At 69.7% G+C, this 21626-nt stretch carries 19 protein-coding genes; 14 read left to right on the forward strand and 5 right to left on the reverse strand.

The genetic code is table 11. The features are described from left to right. Nucleotides 1–126: 126 nt before the first annotated feature. From ACVTJA_RS04305 to ACVTJA_RS04325, 5 genes are all read left to right on the forward strand, one after another. Nucleotides 127–630, forward strand: a complete 504-nt coding sequence (locus tag ACVTJA_RS04305) for a DUF4276 family protein (protein ID WP_465840305.1) — start codon at nt 127–129, stop codon at nt 628–630. A 167-nt stretch (nt 631–797) separates the two neighbouring features. Then, complete coding sequence (locus ACVTJA_RS04310) at nt 798–1097, forward strand: hypothetical protein (RefSeq protein ID WP_465834019.1); 300 nt, start codon at nt 798–800, stop codon at nt 1095–1097. Further along, nucleotides 1097–1354, forward strand: coding sequence for a hypothetical protein (locus ACVTJA_RS04315; RefSeq protein WP_465834020.1), 258 nt, complete (start codon nt 1097–1099; stop codon nt 1352–1354). The genes ACVTJA_RS04310 and ACVTJA_RS04315 overlap by 1 nt, the downstream gene beginning before the upstream one ends. Beyond that, nucleotides 1351–2901: a PepSY-associated TM helix domain-containing protein gene (locus ACVTJA_RS04320; RefSeq protein ID WP_465834022.1), complete on the forward strand. Its 1551-nt coding sequence runs from the start codon at nt 1351–1353 to the stop codon at nt 2899–2901. Before ACVTJA_RS04315 ends, ACVTJA_RS04320 begins: the two co-directional genes overlap by 4 nt. 34 nt (nt 2902–2935) lie before the next feature. After that, nucleotides 2936–4150, forward strand: a complete 1215-nt coding sequence (locus tag ACVTJA_RS04325; protein WP_465834024.1) for an MxcI — start codon at nt 2936–2938, stop codon at nt 4148–4150. A gap of 47 nt (nt 4151–4197) precedes the next feature. Here the strand turns inward: ACVTJA_RS04325 and mxcH are convergent, their stop codons facing one another. Both mxcH and ACVTJA_RS04335 read right to left on the reverse strand, forming a co-directional pair. After that, a complete protein-coding gene (mxcH, locus tag ACVTJA_RS04330; RefSeq protein ID WP_465834025.1) occupies nt 4198–6804 on the reverse strand; it encodes a TonB-dependent siderophore myxochelin receptor MxcH in 2607 nt (868 codons plus the stop codon). Between the two features lie 154 nt (nt 6805–6958). Next, nucleotides 6959–7735 (reverse strand): hypothetical protein, encoded by a 777-nt coding sequence (locus ACVTJA_RS04335; protein ID WP_465834027.1) that lies wholly within the window; start codon nt 7733–7735, stop codon nt 6959–6961. Nucleotides 7736–8080: 345 nt separating this feature from the next. On the opposite strand from ACVTJA_RS04335, the gene ACVTJA_RS04340 reads away from it, so the two are divergent. The 5 genes from ACVTJA_RS04340 to ACVTJA_RS04360 all read left to right on the forward strand — a co-directional run bounded on the left by ACVTJA_RS04340 (nt 8081) and on the right by ACVTJA_RS04360 (nt 14412). Continuing rightward, a complete protein-coding gene (locus ACVTJA_RS04340; RefSeq protein WP_465834029.1) occupies nt 8081–9424 on the forward strand; it encodes an MIR domain-containing protein in 1344 nt (447 codons plus the stop codon). A gap of 89 nt (nt 9425–9513) precedes the next feature. After that, a complete protein-coding gene (locus ACVTJA_RS04345) occupies nt 9514–10602 on the forward strand; it encodes a metallophosphoesterase (protein WP_465834030.1) in 1089 nt (362 codons plus the stop codon). A 276-nt stretch (nt 10603–10878) separates the two neighbouring features. Next, nucleotides 10879–12780 carry a neutral/alkaline non-lysosomal ceramidase N-terminal domain-containing protein gene (locus ACVTJA_RS04350; RefSeq protein ID WP_465834032.1) on the forward strand — a complete coding sequence of 634 codons (1902 nt, stop codon included), beginning with the start codon at nt 10879–10881 and terminating at the stop codon, nt 12778–12780. A gap of 118 nt (nt 12781–12898) precedes the next feature. Beyond that, entirely contained in the window at nt 12899–13408 is a 510-nt protein-coding gene (locus ACVTJA_RS04355) for a hypothetical protein (RefSeq protein WP_465834033.1), read from the forward strand. Next, a complete protein-coding gene (locus ACVTJA_RS04360) occupies nt 13405–14412 on the forward strand; it encodes a metallophosphoesterase family protein (RefSeq protein ID WP_465834035.1) in 1008 nt (335 codons plus the stop codon). Before ACVTJA_RS04355 ends, ACVTJA_RS04360 begins: the two co-directional genes overlap by 4 nt. 41 nt (nt 14413–14453) lie before the next feature. Here the strand turns inward: ACVTJA_RS04360 and ACVTJA_RS04365 are convergent, their stop codons facing one another. Next, a complete protein-coding gene (locus tag ACVTJA_RS04365) occupies nt 14454–15359 on the reverse strand; it encodes a LysR family transcriptional regulator (protein ID WP_465834036.1) in 906 nt (301 codons plus the stop codon). A gap of 135 nt (nt 15360–15494) precedes the next feature. Between ACVTJA_RS04365 and ACVTJA_RS04370 the strand changes: the two genes are divergently transcribed. After that, entirely contained in the window at nt 15495–16391 is an 897-nt protein-coding gene (locus ACVTJA_RS04370) for an NAD-dependent epimerase/dehydratase family protein (RefSeq protein WP_465834037.1), read from the forward strand. 26 nt (nt 16392–16417) lie between these two features. On the opposite strand, the gene ACVTJA_RS04375 is transcribed toward ACVTJA_RS04370, so the two are convergent. After that, the gene (locus ACVTJA_RS04375) at nt 16418–17683 is read right to left on the reverse strand and encodes an RNA polymerase sigma factor (protein ID WP_465834038.1); all 1266 of its coding nucleotides are present in this window, start codon (nt 17681–17683) and stop codon (nt 16418–16420) included. Between the two features lie 60 nt (nt 17684–17743). Next, entirely contained in the window at nt 17744–18106 is a 363-nt protein-coding gene (locus ACVTJA_RS04380) for a YciI family protein (protein WP_465834039.1), read from the reverse strand. A 170-nt stretch (nt 18107–18276) separates the two neighbouring features. On the opposite strand from ACVTJA_RS04380, the gene ACVTJA_RS04385 reads away from it, so the two are divergent. From ACVTJA_RS04385 to ettA, 3 genes are all read left to right on the forward strand, one after another. Continuing rightward, nucleotides 18277–18864: a TetR/AcrR family transcriptional regulator gene (locus ACVTJA_RS04385; RefSeq protein ID WP_465834041.1), complete on the forward strand. Its 588-nt coding sequence runs from the start codon at nt 18277–18279 to the stop codon at nt 18862–18864. After that, nucleotides 18864–19757, forward strand: a complete 894-nt coding sequence (locus ACVTJA_RS04390) for a haloalkane dehalogenase (RefSeq protein WP_465834043.1) — start codon at nt 18864–18866, stop codon at nt 19755–19757. The genes ACVTJA_RS04385 and ACVTJA_RS04390 overlap by 1 nt, the downstream gene beginning before the upstream one ends. Nucleotides 19758–19903: 146 nt before the next feature. Further along, a complete protein-coding gene (gene ettA, locus ACVTJA_RS04395) occupies nt 19904–21583 on the forward strand; it encodes an energy-dependent translational throttle protein EttA (protein WP_465834045.1) in 1680 nt (559 codons plus the stop codon). Nucleotides 21584–21626 lie beyond the last annotated feature (43 nt).

Below are 21626 nucleotides of genomic sequence, written 5' to 3' on the forward strand. Positions count from 1 at the left end.
GCCCGCATCTTCAGAGCCGAGACGTCTTCGCCTATCCCATCGTCGTGATGACCCGTCGCGACGAGCGCACCGGGGCGAAGCTCGGGAGGGGTGGGGGACGCTGGGCATCACTGGACGAAGGACTTGATGCGCCTGCTGGGCCAGCACCGTGGGGGTGACGCGGCCTTCACGACGCTCCTCGACCTCTATGGGCTACCCGCGGACTTCCCCCGGCTCGAAGAGCTCAGCGGGAATGCCAACACCCTCGAGCGAGCGGCTCAATTGGAAGCCGCGATGTCCGAGCAGTTCAACGACCATCGCCTCATTCCGTATGTGCAGCGGCATGCGTTCGAGGCATTGGTGCTGGCATGTCTCGGCGACCTGGCCGGCCTGCTCGATGCCGAGGACGACCTGACGGGGCTTGCGCAGTTGCGCGCCGAGGTCGCGAATCAAGCGCCTGAAGACGTGAATGACGGTCGCGACACCGCGCCTTCCAAGCGGCTCATCGCCAGGGTTCCAAGCTACAGCAAGACGTTGCACGGCCCGCTTGCGCTCGAATCGACCGGGCTTGCGAGCATCCGGGCCGCGTGTCCCCGGTTCAACGCCTGGGTGACGAAGCTGGAGAGGTTGTCGCTGACGAACGCGGCCTGAGAACTCCTCAAGCGGCGTTCCAGTAACCAGAACTTCGCGAGTACTCCGGGAAACGCCGTGTCATGCGCCGGCGCATGTCTTGACTTCACAGGGATGGTGCGGTTCAAGTGCCCTGGTCCTCAGTATTGAGAATTGTTCTCAATATCAATGGACTTGCTGAGGAGGACATGGCGCTCTCGACGCTGCTGCTGGTGCTGGGCATCGCGGTGCTCCATGGGGCTCCGGCTGAGTGGCTCGTGCGTCACCGGGTGTGGGCGAGGGCGGGTGGTGGCGTGGCGCTCGCGGCAGGCGTGGTGCTGGCGGTGAAGGCGCGGGGACTTGCCGTCGGGCTGACGTGCGCGTTGGTGCTGGCGATGCTGGCCACGGGGTTGATTGCGCTGTGCGCGCCGCTGTGGCCTCGCGCGACGCGGTGGGTGTTGCCGGTGAGTGCCGTGGGCCTCGCGCTGCTGTGGCTGGGGGCCGCCTGATGGCGCACGTGCACGGAGCCGCGCGGATTGCCGCCGCCGTGACGGGCGCACCCGGAGCCGCGGTGCTCGCCACGCTGGCCCTCGCGGCGGTGCTGCCCGTTTCCGGTGACGTGCGGTTGCTGGTTGCGCTGCTCGCCGTGCTACCCGCGGCGGCTACCGCATCGTGTCTTGCTCTTCTGTCGCGCAGTGGAGTGCGCGCGTGGGTGGGCTCGGCCCTCGTTGCCGCTGTGGCGGCTGTCGTCCTGGTGCTCACGTGAAGCTCTCCCCACGCGCGTACACCATCCTCTGGGACGCCCATGCGTGGGCCGGCGTGCTCTCGTCGCTGGTGCTCTTCGTGACGTTCTTCCTCGGCGCCTTCGCCTTGTTCGCCGAGGAGCTGGCCCCGTGGCAGGAGCCCTCGTTCCGCGCCCCCATCGCAGTGTCCGAGGAGCAGGCCGTCCGTCTCGCGCAGCAGCTCGCCGATGCGGAGGCACCGTCGAGACCGGCGTGGTTCGGAATCTCCCTGCCCACGGACGAGGAGCCCTGGCTGCGCATCTGGCGCCTGTCTCCGGAAGGGCCCATCCGGAACACATGGGTGGACCCCGTCTCGGGGCGGCGGCTCGGTGAGCGCAGCGACCTCGGCGAGTTCCTCAACGCGATGCACTTCCTGGAGCCGCTCCCCGGCGGCGTGCACGTGACGGGCGTGGCCTCGGCGGTGCTCGTGCTGCTGATTGGCACGGGGCTGCTGCTCCAGCTCGGCCGGCTGGTGCGCGAGTTCGTCCAGTTCCGTCCCGGCGCGGCGCGGCGCGTGCTCTGGTCCGACGCGCACAAGGTCATTGGCGTCATCAGCGCGCCCTTCCTCCTCGTCTTCGCGCTCACCGGCGGCATCCTCTGGCTGGATGACTGGCTCGAGCCGGCGGTGGTGAAGACGTCCATGGCCGGAGACGCGAAGGCGAAGGAGCACGCGGTGGACTGGCCTTCGCCGCCTGCGGCCTCGGGCCGGCCCGCCGCCGCGCCCGACCTCGCGCGTGCGCTGGCGCTCGCGAAGGAGCGCTTTCCTCGCTCCGCGCACCACTACTTCTTCTTCGACAACCTGGGCGACGAGAGCGGCCTCGTCCACCTGCCTGGAGAGCAGGAGGGCACGCTGCACGCCTTCACGCACGTGCGCGTATCGAACGCGGGCGAGGTGGTCTGGGCCCGCGACACGGGCGGCGGCACCACGTACACGCGAGTCATGGACCCGCTGTACGGCCTGCACTTCGCCACCTGGGCCGGCTTCCCCGCGAAGGTCCTCTACGCGCTGCTCGCGCTGCTCGTCGCCTTCGGCATCCTCGCGGGCAACCTGCTCTGGCTGGAGCGGCGGCGCGCGAAGCAGCTGGGCCGCTTCGACCGCGTGCTCGCGAAGCTGACGTCGGGCGTCTGCGCCGGACTGCCGCTGGCCGTCGCCGTCCTCTTCGTGGCCAACCAGCTGCTGCCCGGCGCGCTCGGCGAGCGTCCCCGCTGGGAACATGGCGCCTTCCACGCGGCCTGGGCCCTGGCCGTGCTCACCGCCTTCATCGACCGCTCCGCCGCGCGGAACGCGCGCCGCCTGCTCATCGGCTCCAGCGCGCTGTTCCTCGCCGTGCCGCTCATCGACGCGGTGCGCACGCTGCGGCTTCCCTTCGGCTCGGGCTCGTCCTTCGTGCTCGCGACGGAGGTGGGCCTCGTGGCGCTGGGCGTGCTCCTCGCCGGCGCGGCCGTGAGCATTCGCCGGCTCCAGCGCACGACACCTTCACCTTCACCTGCCGCGGCGGACCCGGACGCGCCCGCTCCCGTGCCGACCTGACCCACCGCGTTTCACCCCTCGAACGGAGACCCCCATGAGCAGCAGGCTTCGCCGCTTCGCGACCTCCACCCTCGTCCTCACCGCCGTCCTCGCCGGCTGCGGCGATGACGACGACAACACGCCGGACCCCGGCTCCGAAGAGAAGCCGATGTACAGCCTGGCCACCTCGGTCTTCTCGCAGGCGGGCAATGCCACGTACGTGAGCATCTTCGACTCGCTCGACGTCACCGGGCTGGACTTGGAGAAGGCCCAGGAGCACGCCGGCTTCGCGACGATTGGCGCGGTGGACGGGAAGCTCTTCGTGGCCTCGGGCGAGGCGCCCGAAGTCACCCGGTACACCCTTGGTGACGACGGCAGCCTGACGGAGGCGGGCAAGGTCAGCTTCGCCAACTACGGCCTGTCCTCCGCCCCGTTTTACCTCAACACCTTCGTGGACTCGTCGAGCGCGTACATGTCGCTCCAGGAGACGAAGCGCATCGTCTGGAATCCCTCGACGATGCAGATTACGGGCACCGCCGACGCGCCGGGCCTCGCCGCCGAGCGCGAGGGGCTGGTGGCCAAGACGAGCTTCGACCGCGGCCGCGCGGTGCGTGATGGCTACTCTTTCCAGGCCTTCTACTGGACGGACTCCAACTTCTACCGCTTCCTCCCCAGCTCGCAGATTGCCGTCTACTCCAACACGAACGACACGCTGGTGAAGCTCATCGACGCGCCGTGCCCGGGTCTGGACGTGGCGACGCAGGACGACGAGGGCAACCTCTACTTCAGCAACTGGGTGTTCAGCGCCGCGGCGCCCCTGCTGGAGGATGACGCGCCCGCCACCTGCGTGGTGCGCATCAAGAAGGGCGAGCTGGAGCTGGACGCGAGCTTCACGAAGTCGCTGTCGAGCCTGGTGGGTGACCGCCAGACGGCGGCGTTCCGCTACCTGGGTAACGGCGTGGGTTTGGTCGCCGTCTTCCACGACGAGAACGTCACCATCAACGACCAGACGGAGCCGAGCGTCATCACCAGCGGCAACCACTGGAAGCTGTGGCGTGTGAACCTCACGACTGGCGCGGCCGCGCCCATCGAGGGGCTCGACTTCATCGCGGGCGGTTACTACGCGTTCCGCATCGAGGGGCGCACCTTCCTGCTGCTGCCCACGGCCGACTACGCGAAGACGGCCGTGTGGGAGCTGGGCGTGAATGGCGCGGCGGTGAAGCGCTTCGAGACGCTCGGCTGGGCGTACCAGTTCGTGAAGGTCCGCTGAGTCTCACCTGGGCGCCCGGCTCCGAGTGAGCCGGGCGCTCGTCGGTGTCAGTACTCCAGCGTGCCCTTGAGGTAGCCCGCGCGGCCGGGCCGCTGGACGCCGTAGAAGTCGAAGACCTTCGCGTTGGTGACGTTGTCCAGCTCGACGGTGAGGCCCATGGTGAGGCCTCCCATCCGGGTGCGGTAGCCCACGCCGGCCGCCTGCACGAGCTGCGACTCGATTTGCTGCTTCGTGCTCACGTCGCCCAGGCCCTCCCAGTTGCGGAAGAAGCCGTCGATGTAGCGGGTGCTCCAGAAGGGGGACAGCTCGTCCTCCGCGCGGGCCAGTCCGCGCAGGGACATGCGGGCCGTGGCGTTGGCGAAGAACCACGGCCGGTTCGGCAGGCGCCGTCCATCGAAGGCGCCGAAGAGGCCCTGGTCCGAGACGTTGCGCAGGTCCTGGTACGTGGCGTTGACGTCGAGGCTGAACAGCCCCGCCGGCGAGCTCCACCCGGCCGCACCCTCCACGCCGAGCACGCGGGCCTCGAACACGTTCTGGTAGCTCCAGTCCCTGTCCCGGCCGGTGAGCAGGATGAGGTTGTCCGCGAGGCGCGCGAAGCCGTTGAGCTCGCCGCGGAAGGCCCCGAGCCCCGTGCGCAGCGGCACCGTGGCCACGCCCACGTTGAGGTTGTGGCTGTGCTCCGGTCGCAGGTCGAGATTTTCTTCGATGAGGATGCCGTTGCCGAACACCTCGTCCGCGCGTGGCAGGCGCGTGGCGCGCTCGTAGCTGACCTTGAGGTAGGCGGGCGTGCCCAGCCGCAGACGCATGGCCGCGCCGCCTCCGAGCTGGTGCAAATCACGGTCCTTGTTCCGCCACTCGCCCGTCTGGGAGAGCTGCTGCGCCCGGCCCGCGTAGACGTAGTCCTTGGCGAAGACGATGACCTCGAGCGCGTCGTCGAGGAGGTCCACCTCGTACTCGAGGCCGGTGACGAAGGTGAGGATGGAGCGGTCCGCCGAGAGCGGGTCCGCGGGCGACGCTCCGAGCTCGCGCTCCTCGCCGGTGCGCAGCGTCAGCGTGGGCGCGACGGTCAGGCGCAGGTGGTGCGTGTCCGCCACGTCCCAGGCCACGTTGGCGCGTCCGTACACGGACCGCTGCCAGACGGTCTGGTCGGTGGGGTCATTGTCCGAAATCTCGCCGGCCCCGCCGAGGAACACCTGGTTGCCGTACCAGTCATAGACCCACGAGGACACGTCGACGAGCTCGGTCTCCTGCCAGCCGTAGCCGGCCAGCGCGTCCAGGCGGAACGTGGACGAGAGGGCCTTCTCGTAGAGGAGCTGCGCGCCCAGCGAGGACGCGCCATAGCGGGCCTCTCCGTACGGCGCGCCTGACATCACCAGGTTGTTCTGCAGCTCCTTGTCGTACGTGGAGCCGAAGGTGCGCAGGGCGACGCGGTCCGCCCAGGCGAGCCCCGTGTAGCCGGCCTCCACGCCGCCGCCGAGCGCCGTGTACCCGTCGTGGAAGCGCGGAAGGGTGATGCGGGTGGGCGTGCCGACGTCGTTGGTGACGTCGACGTCGACCTTGTAGTCGTTGTCCGCGGTGTCGGTGAAGAAGTGCGCGCGGGCGTAGAAGCCGTCCTCGGAGGGCTTGTAGCTGCCGCCGAGCGTCAGCCGCCACGTGCCGAAGGCGCCGCCCTGGAGGGACGCGGCGCCGTGGAGGCCCTGCTCCAGCGGAGCGGACGTGAGATTCACCGCGCCACCGAGCGCGTCCGCGCCGTAGCGCACCGGCACCACGCCTCGGTAGAGCTGCACCGAGTCCACGAGATTCACCGGCACGTTGGCCACGCCGAACGGATAGCCCGCGAGGTCCAGCGGCACGCCGTCGAGGAAGAAGCGAATCTGGTCGTCGGTGAGCCCGTTGAGCGAGAAGAGCGCGGTGCTGCCGAGGCCGCCGGTGCGGCGCACCTCCACGCCTTCCTGCGACGCGAGCACCTGCCCGAGGTCCGCGGAGCGCGCCTTCGCGCGGCGGGTGCTGATGACCTTCACGGCCTCGGCGGACTGGCGCATCTGCTCCGCCTCGGTGCGGCCCGCCACCGTGGTCTCCATGGGCTTCTTGTCGGCGGAGGCCGGCGCTTCGTTGGTGGGCGTGGACGCTTCGGCCGTGGGCTCCGTGGGCGTCTGCGTCTGTGCCTCCGTCTCGGGGGCAGGCGTCGCGGCCGCGTCGAGCCGGAAGGTGTGGAGCAACTCGATTTGACAGGCGACTGCGTCACTGTCGACGCGCGCGGGCTCGAAGCGGAAGGAGAGGCTGGCGTTGCGGATGGCCTCGTCGAAGGCCGGGCCCGCCGAGCGGACGACCTCGGACTCCGTCACCACGCCGTGCTCGTCGATGGTGAGCCGCAGCACCACCTCGCCCTCGCGGCCGGCTGCTCGCTCTGCTTCCGGGTAGGGAACAGTGACGTCATCGATGCGCTTCGGCGGGACGACGCCGGAGGCGGGGACCTGCTCCGCCGGTGCCGCCGCTTCCGTCGCGGCTGGCTGCTCCGAGGGAGTCGCCGCTTCCGTCGCGGATGACTGCTTCGCGGGAGCCGCGGCCTCCGCCGTGGGCGGAGACTCAGCGGAGGCAGGAGGCGCGGAGGCCACGGAGAGGAGCAGGGCGAGAGACGAGAGAGACGAGGACATCCGCAATCCGGGGCTTTTTGGTTTTGCGACGCAATATCAACTGCGCGCAAGGGGTATATCGGGGATTGCGGCGAGAGGGTCAAGGCGCGCGGAGGGTGAAGCGACGGCCCGCTCCCGGTGCGCATCCGGAGAGGCGGGCCGTCCTCACGTCAGCTCAGTAGTTCCAGGCGCGGTAGCTGCGGAAGCCGCAGCCGTCGGACCCGAAGATGACGCCGCCGCCCTCCATCACCGGAGTGAAGGTCGGGTAGGCGGACGCGGAGGTCTGGATGTTCACGCAGCAGGTGTACGCGAAGGGGCCGGTGGACGCGGACTGCTCGTCCACCGCCGGGTCATTGGCGTTGTAGAGCCAGCCCTTCGCGTACACGTACATCTCCTTCGTGAAGGGCGCGAAGGGGCCGAACTCCGTCCAGCCCCCCTGGGTGGTGACTCCGCCGCCAGCCATGCTGTACGCGAACTGGACGTCGAAGCCGTAGTAGCCGGCGCAGAACGCGCCGGACTGCGCGCCCTCGGTGCCCTGGGCGGTGCGGACCGGGAGCGAGTCGGGCGTCTGCTCCAGCACGCCCGTCTTTCGCGCCTCGGTGATGCCGGACTCCAGGAGGCGGATGAGCTTGTCGCTCTCCTTCATGCGCGCCGCGAAGGACTCCGGCGAGCCGCTGCGTGCGCGCACCTGCTCCAGCAGGGCACGCTCTCCGCGGACGCGCCGCAGCTCGAACTCGGCGGCCTCGAGGCCGATGCCCCGCTGCTCGTGGACTCCGTCCTCCCTCACGCGTTCCCAGACGCCGGGCGCGATGCGGGACCACTCGGTGGGAGTCGTCTCGCTCCGCTGGGGCGTGGACGGTGTGGCGGTCTCGTTACCCTGCACGGTGTCCTCGCCTCCGCACGCAGCCAGCGTCAGTGCGGCGGGTAACCACCAGAAGCGTCGCTTCGTCATGGTGCAGCCTCCTGTCAGCTCCCGGCCTCATTGCCGGGTAGCGAGGAATCGGACGGCCACCCGACATTTCCTGTTACTTAATTTCATTTCCATCCGGGTTACGGAGTCTCGGACTCGGCGAAGGTGGCTTCCCTCGCGCAATGCGTGGTCACGACAGCCAGGATGGGCGGTGGGCTTCGTATAGAAAATGTCGCCGGCGATGGGGTGCCGGCGCACCGCGGTTTACGTGGCATGGCATCGATGAATGGGCCCATGTCTGTCCATTCCGGTGCAGCCGCCCGAGAGGGGCGGGCCCACGTCGGCCGCGAATCCACTCATGTCGTGAAGCTGTACAGGGGGAAGGTCATGGCCGTGTTGTTGAGGGTGATGTGCTGGAACATCGCTGAAGGAAACCTGAATGGAGCGGTGGCGGACAACGGCTCGCTGCCCGGGCTCGCGGATGAGATTCGCGCGCAGGCGCCGGACGTCGTGTTCCTCAACGAGGTGAGGAACGAGAGGGGCTTCCCCTTCGGCAATGGCGTCAATCAGGTGGTGCGGCTCGCGGAGCTGACGGGGCTGCCGTACATGCACTGGGCGAACACCAACGCGCTCGGGCTGCGGGGCTACAAGGCGGTGGGAATCCTGTCGCGGTTCCCCGTGCAGGCGGCCACCTACCACCCGGTGATGCTGGACGGGAGCCAGACGGGCTTCGGCACGCTGGAGAGCAGCTTCCTCGTGGACGGAAAGACAGTCACCATCTTCTCCACGCGGTTCTGCCCCATCCACTGGGGGAACCCGGACTTCGACTTCGAGAAGGAGCGGCGGGAGAACATCGCCGGACACGAGCAGGCCGTCACGATGATTCAGGCGCGCAACCCGTCGGACATCATCGTCTTCGGAGGTGACTTCAACGCCAACGCGGAGTCGGAAATCCACGCGCCGCAGTTCAACCACTTCGTGGCGAACAGCGGGCTGACCAACTCCCTGGCCGCGCATCCGGCTCCGCAGGACGAGGCGCCGGGCACGCCCGACTTCATCTTCTTCCGCGGGCCGTTCTCGGTGACGCGGGTGGTGCGCGCGTCGCCGAACCCCAACCCGACGGACCACCCCTTCGTGCTGACGGAGCTCCGCAACCCGCCGGAGGGCTTCACCATCACCTACGGCACCGCCGCCAAGCTGCGGCACTTCAACAGCGGCCGGGCGCTGCACTCGCACCCGTACAACTACGGGCACCCGGGCACGTCGGGCCAGCAACAGGTGACGGCCTACGAGGGCTTCGACGAGAACGACTGGTGGCGCATCCGGGGCCCGGACGGCACGGACAATTCCTACCGGAGGGGGACGCCGGTGTACCACGGCGACATCATCCGGCTCGTCCACCGCGACACGCGGCGCAACCTGCACAGTCACAGCGGCCACCCCTCGCCCGTCTCCGGCCAGCAGGAGGTCACCTGCTTCGGGGAGGACTCCCACGGCGACGGCAACGACAACTGGCGGGTGGAGGTGGAGGGCGGAGGCGCATGGACCGGCGGCAAGCGCGTGAGGCTCATCCACGTGGGCACCAACCACGCGCTGCACTCGCACCACGGCTTCAAGCACCCGGACTGGACGCGCAACCAGCAGGAGGTCACCTGCTACGACGGCCGTGACGAGAACGACTGGTGGTCGGTCTTCACCGCGTACGCGCTGGACGGCAAGGACCCGATCTAGCGCCGGGAGCGGGGCCCTCGCATGGCTGGCCGCTGGGGAAGGCACTCCCACGGCGCGAGGGCCCCGTGTCGGTTAGAAACCCCGGTCCGATGTCCCTGCGAAAGCGTCTCCAGGGCCGCTTCCACCTGATGGCGGCCGTGCTCGTCACCGTCGTCCAGCTCCCGCCGGTGCTCTGGCTCTGCTGGCTCACGCGCACGCCCGTGCCGGCGCTCGTGGCGTTGCTGGTGTCCTGGCCGTACCTGAGGCAGCTCCAGAGCCCGTGGACGACGACGCCTCGCGCGGCGTCCACCTATGTGGCGCTGGGCTGGTGGTCGGCCTGCCTGGTGTTCGACGTGCTGATGCTTCCCGCCGTGCTCGCCGTCCGGGCGGGCGCGCCGGGAGGCCTGACGTGGGGCATGGCGAGCGCCGTGGCACTGCTGATGGGCGGCGACGCGGTGCTCGGCCGGGCCCGGCTGCGGCAGCGGACGGTGCGCATCGCGGGGCTGCCGGAGGCACTGGACGGCTATCGCATCGGCCAGCTCTCGGACGTGCACTGTGGCCCGCATGTGCCGGAGGAGAAGGTGGCGGGCTGGGTGGCGCGGCTCAACGGGTTGGAGTTGGACCTCGTCACCGTCACGGGTGACTTGATTACGCACGGCTCCTCGCACGTGGAGACCGTGGCGCGGGCGCTGGGCGGGCTGCGCGCGAAGGACGGCGCGTACGCGTGCATGGGCAATCACGACTACTTCACGGATGGCGAGCACCTGGTCCGCGAGCTGGAGCGCAACGGCCTGACGGTGCTGCGCAACCGGGGCGTGACGGTGGAGCGGAGCGGGGCGAGGCTCTACGTCGCGGGCGTCGATGACACGTGGACGTCGCGGCACAACATGGCGCGAGCGCTAGCGGCGCGTCCGGACGGCGTGCCCACGGTGTTGCTCGCGCACGACCCGGACCTGTTCCCCCAGGCGCAGGCGCATGGCGTGGAATTGACGCTGTCGGGGCACACGCACGGTGGGCAGCTCGGCGTGCCGTGGGTACGCCGGTTGTCGCTCGCGCGGTTGATGACCCGGTGGACCGCGGGGCTATTCCGGCACGGACGTTCGTGGCTGTATGTGAGTCGCGGCGCGGGCACCACGGGGCCGCCGGTGCGGCTGGGTGCTCCGCCCGAGCTGACGGTCATCACGCTGCGGCGGGAGTGACGCCTCACGCGCGCGGTCGTTCCTCGCGGATGTGCCGCTCGGGCGCGGTGCGTCGCGACAGGCGGCGCTCGGCCCGGTTCCAAACATTCGACGTAAGGGTTTCCCCACTGGTGCGCTCAATCCCAGTCAGGAGAACCACCCACCCTGGTATGCTTTGCCGGAAGGCTTGCGGGGGGAGTCCACATGTCGGAAGTGATTGGAGCGTCCGCGGGGTCCAGGCGTGGGCCCGCGCCTGCACCGAAGTCGCCTCGTGGTGCGCGCTGTGGTGTCGCCGCGGTGCCTTTCTCGTTGCCCGACGGCATTCCCATGGCGGGCTACTCCCTGATGGGGAAGAGCGGGAGGAACGCGGCCTGGGAGCTCTGCGCGCGGGCGATGGTGCTGGAGGACGACGAGGGGGACGTGGTGGCGTTCGTCACGGCGGACCTGATGTCCGCCTCGCGCTACCTCCACGAGAAGGCGGCGGAGCTGACGCGGCAGGGCGACTCCGGTCTCGACGTCCATCAAATCGTCCTGATGGGGACGCATACGCACACCGCGCCGGGCGGCTTCTACGGCAACAGTCTCTACGACACCATCGCCCAGAGCCTGCCGGGCTTCCGACGCCAGCTCGCGGATGACCTCGCGCGCGCCATCGCCGATGCCATTGAAGAAGCGTGGAGGACGGCACGCCCCGCGCGCATCTGCATCCAGACGGAGCGCCTCTGGGGCGTGAGCCGCAACCGGAGCCTCCCACCCTTCCTCGAGAACCCCGAGGCCGCGCGCTGGAACACAGACCCCACCTTCCCCGGGTACCTGGACGCGAGCAGCGGGCCGCTCTCCGACCAGCAGCGCGCGGTGGACCCGCGTGTGGTCATCCTCTCCGCCTATGACGACGAGGAGCGCCGCATCGGGACGTTCGCCACGTTCGGCTGCCACAACACGGCGCTGGGGCCGGACCAGAAGTACTACGCCCCGGACTGGACGGGCATCGCCGCCTCGCTCGTGGAGCAGGATGCGCGGTATGGCGCTCCCATCACCCTGGTCGGGCTCTCGGGGGCGGGGGATGTCTCGCCCATGGCTCCGGAGAGCCAGCGCCCGAACGACGACACGTCCCACTACGAGGGGCCGAAGAAGCAGGGCGTGGACCTGGCGCGCTTCGTCGGCGGGCGGGTGGCGCGCGCCATCCTGACCGCACATGCCCGGCCTCCGACGTTGGTGCCCATCCGCCTCAAGAGCTGGTACGAGGACTGGGTGCCCACCCCGGGCTCGGAAGTGCCGGGAGTGCCGCGGACGCGCATCGCCCGCTGGGAGCTTGGCGCGCCGGCGCTGGGCGGCGCCGAGGATGGGCGCTCCTTCCTCTGGCCCGGGCTGGTCCACGAGGACATGCGGAGCGGGGCGTTCGCGCCCACGAGCCCGCAGTTTCCCAAGGTGCCCGCGCTCGGCGTGGTGGGCTCGCTGCTGAAGAAGCTGGCCCACCTCTCGCCTTCTCCCAGCCACGCGCTCCACGTGGTGCAGGTGGCGGACCATGTCTTCGCCACGGTGCCGGGAGAGCCCACGGCCTGCGCTGCCTTCCAGCTCGAGTCCGCCCTGCTCCGGCTGCCGGGAGTGGCGACGGCGTCGGTGCTGGGCTACGCGGGAGACTTCGCCGGCTACTTCACCACGCGGCCGGAGTTCCTCCTCCAGCACTACGAGGGGGCATCTACTCTCTATGGCTCGGAGAGCGTCAATCACCTGACGGCCCGGCTGGCGCGGCTCACGCGCGGTGAGCCCTTCGCCGCTCCGGGCCGGGAGGTGCCCGCCTTCACCCTGGAGGCCTTCAAGCCGGAAGGAGCGCCCGGCGTGGCGGCGGCATTTCGCGCGTCCGCCTCGGCGCCTTCGGGTGAGGCCATCGCCTCGGGAGGTCACCGGCAGGGGCGGAGCGTCTTCGCCTGGTGGGCCTGGCCCGCGGACAATGCGCCAACGGAGGCGCCCCAGGTCCAGCTCGAGCTGCGTGCGAGCGGGCAGCCGGATGCGCCCTACCGCGTGAAGCCGGTGGAAGTGCGGTTGCTCGACGAACCTCTCTTCGGCGACGAGCGCCGCGTGTGGATGGCGCGCTTCGAGCTCGACGTGCCGCCCGAGGGGCTGTCCATCGTCGCCATCTCCCGGCCGCCCGCCCCCTTCCAGGCCGCGCCCCGCACGATTGAGCGTCCGCCCGAATAATCGTCCGTGCCCGCGACGTCCGGTGAAGGCGGGATGGCTTCAAGGGTGGCGCGCGTCCCTGGGCGTCAGCCTGAACCGTGCCGGGAAGTGCTGGAGGTTCATGCAGAAGGGGGGAAGCATGATGCGCGCTGTTCATGTCGCCGCAGTGCTGCTGTTCATCGTTTCGGGATGTTGCCGGCAGGTCGTTCCCACCGTCGCCGTCCGGGAAGAGGTGCTGCGAGGAGAGCAGGACCTTCCTCTCGGAGAGGAGGGCCGCGCGGACCTGCTCGCCTTCCTCCGCGCGGACGGCAATCGGCGCAACCTGGGGGGACCTCCCCAACTGCCCGACGCGGACGCGCGCTACTCGCCCCTGCTCGACCTGCTGTCCTCCCCGGAGAACCTGGACGAGGCGGACTGCACTTCGGCGGACCAGTCCTCCAATCCCTACCATCGCTGGTTCTCCGACAAGGCCATCCGGGACGTGATTGACGCCAGGGACGCGCAGCCCTCGGCGCTCAGGCCGCCCTGTGCCCTGAGCGACGGCCGCTTCTGGTGGGTCTTCACGAAAGCCCGAGACGGCAGATTCACTCACCTCATCGTCTTCCCCGCGATGCACAAGCCCGACGAGCCGAAGGAGGGAGCGCGATGAGCCTCCACGACCAGGTCCTGTCCGCGCTCCAGTCGGTGGCGAAGGTCCGGCTCGTCGCGTCCCTGCGAGATGCGCGCCTGGGATTCGACAGCCAGCGGGACCTGCACCTCTTCGTCCCCGACCTGCACCTCGTCAGCAACGCGGTGCGAGCGCGCTACCCCTATGGGACGAATGAGACGCAGCTCCTCACCGAGGCGCTCCAGGCCATCCGCGCCCTGAAAATCGCGGAGGGGTCTCGCAGCGAAATCGCCGTCTTCCAGATGGGCGACTTCCTGGACCTGTGGCGCGAGTCGCCTGGCATGAACGCGCGTGAAGATGCCGCGGCCCGCATCAGCGACAGCCACCCGGACCTGATGGACGTGTTCGACGACTGGAAGCTGGGGGTGCGCTTCCTGCTGGGCAACCACGACTTCGACCTCTACCGCTGGCCGCGCTTCGTCAATTGGAAGCGCCGCTACTTCCTGGGGGCCACGGACAAGCCCGCGGCGGGGCTCGCGCTGCACGGAGACGTCTTCGACTGGATGGAGCAGTTCCCCGACGCCTTCCAGCGCCTGGTCGTCTTCTATTTCTCTCCGTACCGCGAGCCGAAGCAACACCATCTCGAGGAGATGCTCGCGCTCGTCCACGCGGAGAACCAGCGGATGGATGTCTCGGAGCGCATCGCGGGTACCGCGCGGCTCGTTGGCGGATTCGCGGAGCCAGCGGTCATCCCGGACCGGTACAACCTGTCGTCCCACAAGTACCTGGAGCCCGGCTGGCGGCTCATGCAGAGCCTCAACCAGAGCCTCGGTCTCCGGATGCGCTACGCCGTCATCGGCCACACCCACCATGCGCGCATCTCGGTCTACGAGAGAGGGGAGGACTTCTTCGCGCTCATCGACACTGGCGCCTGGGTCGAGACCTGTCAGTTGCCGGACGGCCTGGTCCTTCCCAACGCGCAGCTCACGGCCATCTCGGGCAACGAGGTTCGCGTCTACCAGCTCGTGAATGCCGCCATGACTTGAGCCGGAGGCCAGGGGACGCCGCGGCCATCACACGCCTCTGGCTACCGGGCCCGCCACCCCGCGCCGGAGAACTGCGCGCGGAGCAGGTCCACGAACAGCCGGACGCGCCGGGGCACGAAGCGCCCGGGCGGGTGCAGCGCGTAGATGTGCAGGGGCTCCGGCTCATACGACGTGAGCACCGCCTCCAGGCGCCCGTCGCGCAGCTCCTCCGCCACGACGAACTCCGGCAGCAGGGTGAGCCCCAGCTCCGCGAGCGCCGCGTCCCGCAGCGAGAGGCTGTTGTTGATGGCGAGCGTGGCGGGGACCTCCACGGCCAGCGGGCCCTCCGGTCCGCGGAGCTGCCACGTGGTGGGAGTCACGGTGGCCGGGTTGATGAGACACCGGTGCCGCGCGAGGTCCGCCGGCTTGCGAGGCCGCCCCATGCGCTTGAGGTACCCGGGCGCCGCGCACACCACACGGCGGGCCCGTGCGAGCCTCGCCGCCACCATGGACGTGTCCGGCAGCCGCGCCGCCATGCGCACCGCCACGTCGAAGCCCTCCTCGACCAGGTCCACCAGCCGGTCGTTCATCACCAATTCCACGCGCACGTCGGGATGGTCGCGCGCGAAGGCGTTGATGGGGGCGCCCAGGTGCAGCAGCCCGAAGGAGAACGGCGCGGTGACGCGCAGGGTGCCGCGCACGGCGGTCTCTCGCTCGGCGACGCGGGCGTCGGCCTCGGCCACCTCGTCGAGGATGCGGCCACAGCGCGCGTAGTACTCGCGGCCCGCCTCGGTGAGTGCGAGCCGGCGCGTGGTGCGGTGCAGGAGCCTCGCGCCCAGCCGCTCTTCCAGCGCGGATACCTGCTTGCTCACGCTGGCCACGGAGATGCGCAGGGCCCGCGCGGCGCCCGAGTAGCTGCCTGCTTCCACCACCCGCCGGAACACCGCCATCGCCCCGAGCTGGTCCATGCCGCTCCCTCTGAGACCTTTTCGAGAATGGAAAAGGTCCTTCGCTGAAAGCACAGATTATCAACGGGGCTTCCGGGCGCTACATCCCTCTCCGTCAGCGTGGGGCTGTATCCACCGCGCGAGAGGAGTGACGTCATGAAGGTCTTCATCACCGGGTCCACGGGGTTCATCGGCTTCCACGTCGCGCGGGCGTTCCGCCGCGCGGGGCACGAGGTCGCGGGGTTGGTGCGCACGCCGGCCAAGGCGAAGCTGCTGGAGCAGGAGGAAATCCGTCCCGTGCTCGGGACGCTGCAGGAGCCCGCGGCCTGGGCGGACGAGGCATCGCGCGCGAGCGTGCTGGTGCACGCGGCGGTGGACTACGCGGCGGACGCGGCGGAGCTGGATGGGAAGGTGCTGGATGTCTTCCTGCGGCCCGGAGCGCCTGGCGCGCCGAAGCGGACGGTCCTCTACACGAGCGGCATCTGGGTGCAGGGCAACACGGCCGGCGTCGCGGTGGATGAGTCGACGCTGCTTCGGTCGCCCGCGAAGGTGGCCTGGAGGCCCGCGCTGGAGCAGCGGGTGCTGACGGCGGAGGGCGTGCGCGGCGTGGTGCTGCGGCCGGGCGTGGTGTACGGGCGCTCGGGCAGCCTCACCGGCATGTGGTTCCAGGGCGCGGTGGAGGGCGAGCTGCGCGTCTTCGGCGACGGCTCCAACCATCAGGCCATGGTGCACGTGGAGGACCTGGCGGACGCGTACGTGCGCGCGGCCGAGCGGAACGTGGAGGGAGAGGTCTTCATCCTCGCGGATGGCTCGCGGGCGCGGGTGCGCGACATGGTGGACGCTGCGGTGCAGGCGGCCGGTGGTAGGGCTCGCGTCACCTATGTGCCGCCGTCGCAGGCGCCGGAAGGCATGCGCGAGTTCGCCGAGTGCCTCGCGCTGGACCAGACTGCCGATGCCTCGAAGGCTCGGAGGTTGCTGGGTTGGGAGCCCCGGCACACGGGCTTCCTCCCCGGCGTGGCCACGTACCTCGCCGCGTGGAAGGCGCTGCGGTAGAGCCTCGTGTCTCGGGACGGCCGGCTTCAGCTTCCTCGCGCGTCGGTCAGCTCGCGCAGCCGTTCCTCCAGGAAGCGCCGTTCGGGCTCGGTGCGCACCAGTGCCAGCGCGCGCCGGTAGCTGGCCACCGCCTCGTCATTGCGTCCCAGCCGCCTCAGCAACTCAGCGCGTGCAGCGGGGAGCAGGTGGTAGTCCGTGAGGCGTCCGGACGTCTCCAGGTCGTCCACCAGTGCGAGCCCGTGCTCCGGCCCGTGGGCCATGGCCACGGCAGCCGCGCGATTCAGCTCCACCACGGGGCCGGGCGACAGCTCACACAGCTTCGCGTAGAGCGCGGCAATCTGCGCCCAGTCCGTGTCCTCCGGGCGCTCGGCCTGCGCGTGCAGCGCGGCGATGGCGGCCTGGAGCGTGTACGGCCCCCGAGCCCCCAACGCGAGCGCCGCGTCGAGCTGTGCCAATCCCTCGCGAATCTCCTCGCGGTCCCACAGCGAGCGGTCTTGTCTGTCCAACAGCACGAGCCCGCCATCCTCCGCCACACGCGCCCGGCGCCGCGAGTGGTGCAACAACATCAGCGAGAGCAGGGACGCCACCTCCGCGTCGCGCGGCAGCAGCGAGCGCGCGAGCCGGCCCAGCCGCAGTGCCTCGGCGCACAGCTCCACGCGCAGCAGCTCCGGCCCGTCCGTGGCCGCGTACCCCTCCGAGAAGACGAGGTACACGGTGTGCAGCACCCCGTGCGTGCGCTCGGCCAGCGCGTCCGCTTCCGGCACGGAGTACGGAATGCCCGCGTCGCGAATCTTGCGCTGCGCTCGCACCAATCGCTGCGCCATCGTCGCTGGTGGCACGAGGAAGGCGTGCGCAATCTCCTCCGTCGTGAGGCCGCACAGCGTGCGCAGCGCGAGCGCCACCTGCGCCTCGGGCGCGAGCGAAGGGTGGCAGCAGGTGAAGAGCAGGCGCAGCGTGTCGTCCGGAATCGCCTCCCATTCCGTGCCATCCGGAGGCGGGGCGAGCTCCTGCTCGATGCGCGCCACCGCCTCCAGTGCGTCCACGCGCGTGCCCAGCCGCACCCCTCGCCGCACCCGGTCCACGGCCTTGTTCCTCGCGGCCCGGATGACCCAGGCCCGTGGCTCGTGGGGAATGCCCTGTCGTGGCCACTGGATGAGTGCGTCCGCGAAGGACTCCTGCACCACCTCCTCGGCCGCGGCGAAGTCCCCGCCGAGCACACGGATGACCGTGGCCACGATGCGGCCATAGTGCTCGCGGTACGTCCGCTCCAGCGTGGTGTCCGGTGTGCTCATGCGGAGGAGTCCGGTTGCGGCTCATCAGCGAGCGCGGCGGCGCGGAGCCTCACGGCGCCGTCAGTCCATGTTCGTGAAGTTCACCACGGGCCGCACCTCGACGCAGCCCGTGCGCGCGCCCGGAATGCGCGAGGCGATGGCAATGGCCTGGTCCAGGTTCTCCGCCTCGATGAGGTAGAAGCCGCCGAGCTGCTCCTTCGTCTCGGCGAACGGGCCGTCCGTCGTCAGGCGCTTGCCGTCGCGGATGCGCACCGTGGTGGCGGTGGAGGTGGGCTGCAGCGCCTCGCCCCCCACGAGGTTGCCGCTCTTCTTGATGCTCTCCGTGAAGGAGAAGTACTCGGCGTTCATCGCCCGCTCGGCCTCGCTATCCGGCGGGACGGCCATCTTCTTCTCGTTCTCGTAGATGGCCAGCACGTAGCGCATGTGTTCCTCGGGGTCTCGGAGGGAGTGGAGCCTCCCCGACGAAGGGTCGAACGAGGTCCGGAGTTTTCGACCGGCATTTTCCGCCCCCATTTCCGAGTCCTCCAACCACGGCACGCACCTCGGATGCGAGCCCACTTGACCTCAATACGTACGTCCGTATTATTTGGTGCATGCCAAGGGAATCCCTCCGGGAGCGCATCCTCGACGCCGGCCTTCGGGTCATGTTCCGCAAGGGCTACAGCGGGTGCGGCGTCCGCGACATCGTGGCCGAGGCGTCCGCGCCGCAGGGCTCCTTCACCAACCACTTCCGCTCGAAGGAGGCCTTCGCGGGAGAGGTGCTGGAGCGCTACTTCGAGCACGTGCGAGGGCTCGTTCGCCAGGCGCTGGAGGACACGAGCCTCACGCCGCGCGCGCGCCTGCGCCGCTACCTGGACCTCATCACCGAGCGGTTGGAGGGCGACGGCTTCAATCGCGGCTGCCTCATTGGCGACTTCTGCCTGGAGGCGGCGCCGCACAGCGAGACGCTGCGCGAGCGGCTCACCGCCATCTTCACCGAGTGGCGCGCGCCCTTCGCGGTGTGCATCGCGGAGGCGCAGGCCTCGGGCGAAATCGCCTCCACCTTCCCGCCCGACGAGCTCGCGGACTTCCTGCTCACGTCGTGGCAGGGGGCCATCCTCCGCATGAAGGTGGAGCGCACTCCCGCCGCCCTCGAGCGCTTCAAGCGCATCGCGTTCCAGACGGTCTTCAAGGAGGAGTGATGAACCCGAACGGTGATGTTCCGCTGCCCCGGCGCGAGGTGCTCGGTTCCCGCATGGCGTACCGCGAGGCGGGGCGTGCGGACGCGCCCGTCGCGCTGTTCCTGCACGGCAACCCGACGTCGTCCTATCTCTGGCGCAACATCCTTCCCCACGTCGCGCCGGTGGCGCGCTGCATCGCGCCGGACCTGATTGGCATGGGCCAGTCGGGCAAGCCGGACATCGCGTACCGCTTCGAGGACCACGTCCGCTACCTCGACGCGTTCCTCGCGGAGTCGGGCATCCGCTTCGCGTACCTCGTGGCGCAGGACTGGGGCACGGCGCTGGCCTTCCACCTCGCGGCGCGCAGGCCGGAGCTCGTGCGGGGGCTCGCCTTCATGGAGTTCATCCGCCCCATGCGCACGTGGGAGGACTTCCACCAGGTGCCCGCCGCGCGCGAGACGTTCAAGAAGTTCCGCACGCCCGGCGTGGGCGAGGCGATGATTCTGGAGGGCAACGCCTTCGTCGAGCGCGTGCTGCCCGGCTCGATTCTCCGCAAGCTGAGCGAGGAGGAGCTGGCCGTCTACCGCGCTCCCTTCCCCACGCCGCAATCGCGCAAGCCCACGTGGCGCTTCCCCAACGAGCTGCCCATCGCCGGCGAGCCCGCGGACGTCTACGCCACCCTGGAGGCCGCGCACGCCGCGCTGGCCGCTTCCGGGTACCCCAAGCTGCTCTTCGCCGGGACGCCGGGCGCGCTGGTGTCCCCCGCGTTCGCGGAGCAGTTCGCGGCGGGCTTGAAGCACTGCCGCGTGGTGCAGCTCGGCCCGGGGGCGCACTACCTCCAGGAGGACCACCCCGAGGCGATTGGCCGCTCGGTGGCCTCGTGGATTGAGGGCATCGAGCGCGGCGGGGTGTGACGCTGTCTACACCTCGACGGCTGGTGCTCCTGCCGGGCTGTCGGGGGCTGTGGGGACGGGAGGGGCGGGACGCTCGCGGCTTGAGTGCGCTGTTCCACCCTGGTATCCGCTGAGCCCCTCACCCCGCCGGAGGCAGGAAAGCCGCGATGGCCCAGAATTTCATCTTCACGATGCAGGACCTGCGCAAGGTCAAGAATGGCAAGGAGATCCTCAAGGGCATCTACCTGTCGTTCTTCCCGGGCGCGAAGATTGGTGTCATCGGCCCCAACGGCTCCGGTAAGTCCACGCTGCTGCGCATCATGGCGGGCGTGGACACGGAGTTCTTCGGCGTGGCCAAGCCGGACCCGGGCGCCAAGGTCGGCTACCTGCCGCAGGAGCCGCAGCTCGAGTCCTCGCTCGACGTGAAGGGGAACGTGGAGCTGGGCCTGAAGGAGATTCGGGCCGCGCTGGACCGCTTCAACGAGGTCAGCGCGAAGTTCGCCGAGCCCATGGACGACGCGGCCATGGAGAAGCTCCTGGCAGAGCAGGGCAAGCTCCAGGACTACATCGACTCGGTGAATGGCTGGGAGCTGGACCGCACCATCGAGATGGCCATGGACGCGCTGCGCCTGCCTCCGGGCGACGCGAACGTGACGACGCTGTCCGGCGGTGAGAAGCGCCGCGTGGCGCTGTGCCGCATCCTCCTGGAGAAGCCGGACCTGCTGCTGCTGGACGAGCCTACCAACCACCTGGACGCGGAGAGCGTCGCGTGGCTGGAGCAGGCGCTGAAGGAATACAAGGGCACCATCGTCTGCATCACCCACGACCGGTACTTCCTGGACAACGCGGCCGAGTGGATTCTGGAGCTGGACCGCGGCGAGGGCGTGCCCTGGAAGGGCAACTACTCGAGCTGGCTGGAGCAGAAGCAGAACCGGCTGGCGCTGGAGGAGAAGGCGGAGAGCTCCCGGCAGAAGACGCTCAAGCGCGAGCTGGAGTGGGTGCGCCAGTCGCCCAAGGCGCGCCAGGCGAAGAGCAAGGCGCGTATCGCCGCGTACGAGGAGCTGCTCAACCAGACGCAGGACAAGCGGGATGCGACGGGCGAAATCGTCATTCCCCCCGCGCCTCGGCTGGGCGGGCTGGTGGTGGAGGCGAAGGGGCTGCGCAAGGCGTACGGCGACCGGCTGCTCGTCGAAGACCTGAACTTCAAGCTGCCGCCCGGTGGCATCGTGGGCGTGATTGGCCCCAACGGCGCGGGCAAGACGACGCTGTTCCGGATGATGACGGGCGTGGAGAAGCCGGACGCGGGCGAGCTGCGGATGGGCGAGACGGTGAAGCTGGCCTACGTGGACCAGAGCCGCGACGCGCTGAATGGTGAGAACTCGGTGTTCCAGGAGGTGAGCGGCGGGCTGGACCACCTGGACCTGGGCAAGGGCGGACAGATTCCGAGCCGCGCATACCTGGCGGGGTTTGCCTTCAAGGGGCAGGACCAGCAGAAGCGCGTGAAGGATTTGTCCGGCGGCGAGCGCAACCGCGTGCACCTGGCGAAGATGCTGAAGAGCGGCGGCAACCTGCTCCTGCTCGACGAGCCCACGAACGACCTGGACGTGGAGACGCTGCGGAGCCTGGAGGACGCGCTGTTGAGCTTCGCGGGCTGCGCGGTGGTCATCAGCCACGACCGCTGGTTCCTGGACCGCATCGCCACGCACATCCTGGCGTTCGAGGGGGACAGCAAGGTGTTCTTCTTCGAGGGCAACTTCCAGGACTACGAGGCGGACAAGAAGAAGCGCCTCGGCCCCGAGGCCCTCGAGCCGCACCGCATCCGGTACCGGCCCATCAGCAAGAGCTGAGCAGTTCGATGGAGCCCCTCTCCCATTCACTCGGGAGAGGGGC

Source organism: Pyxidicoccus sp. M6 (assembly GCF_055568925.1).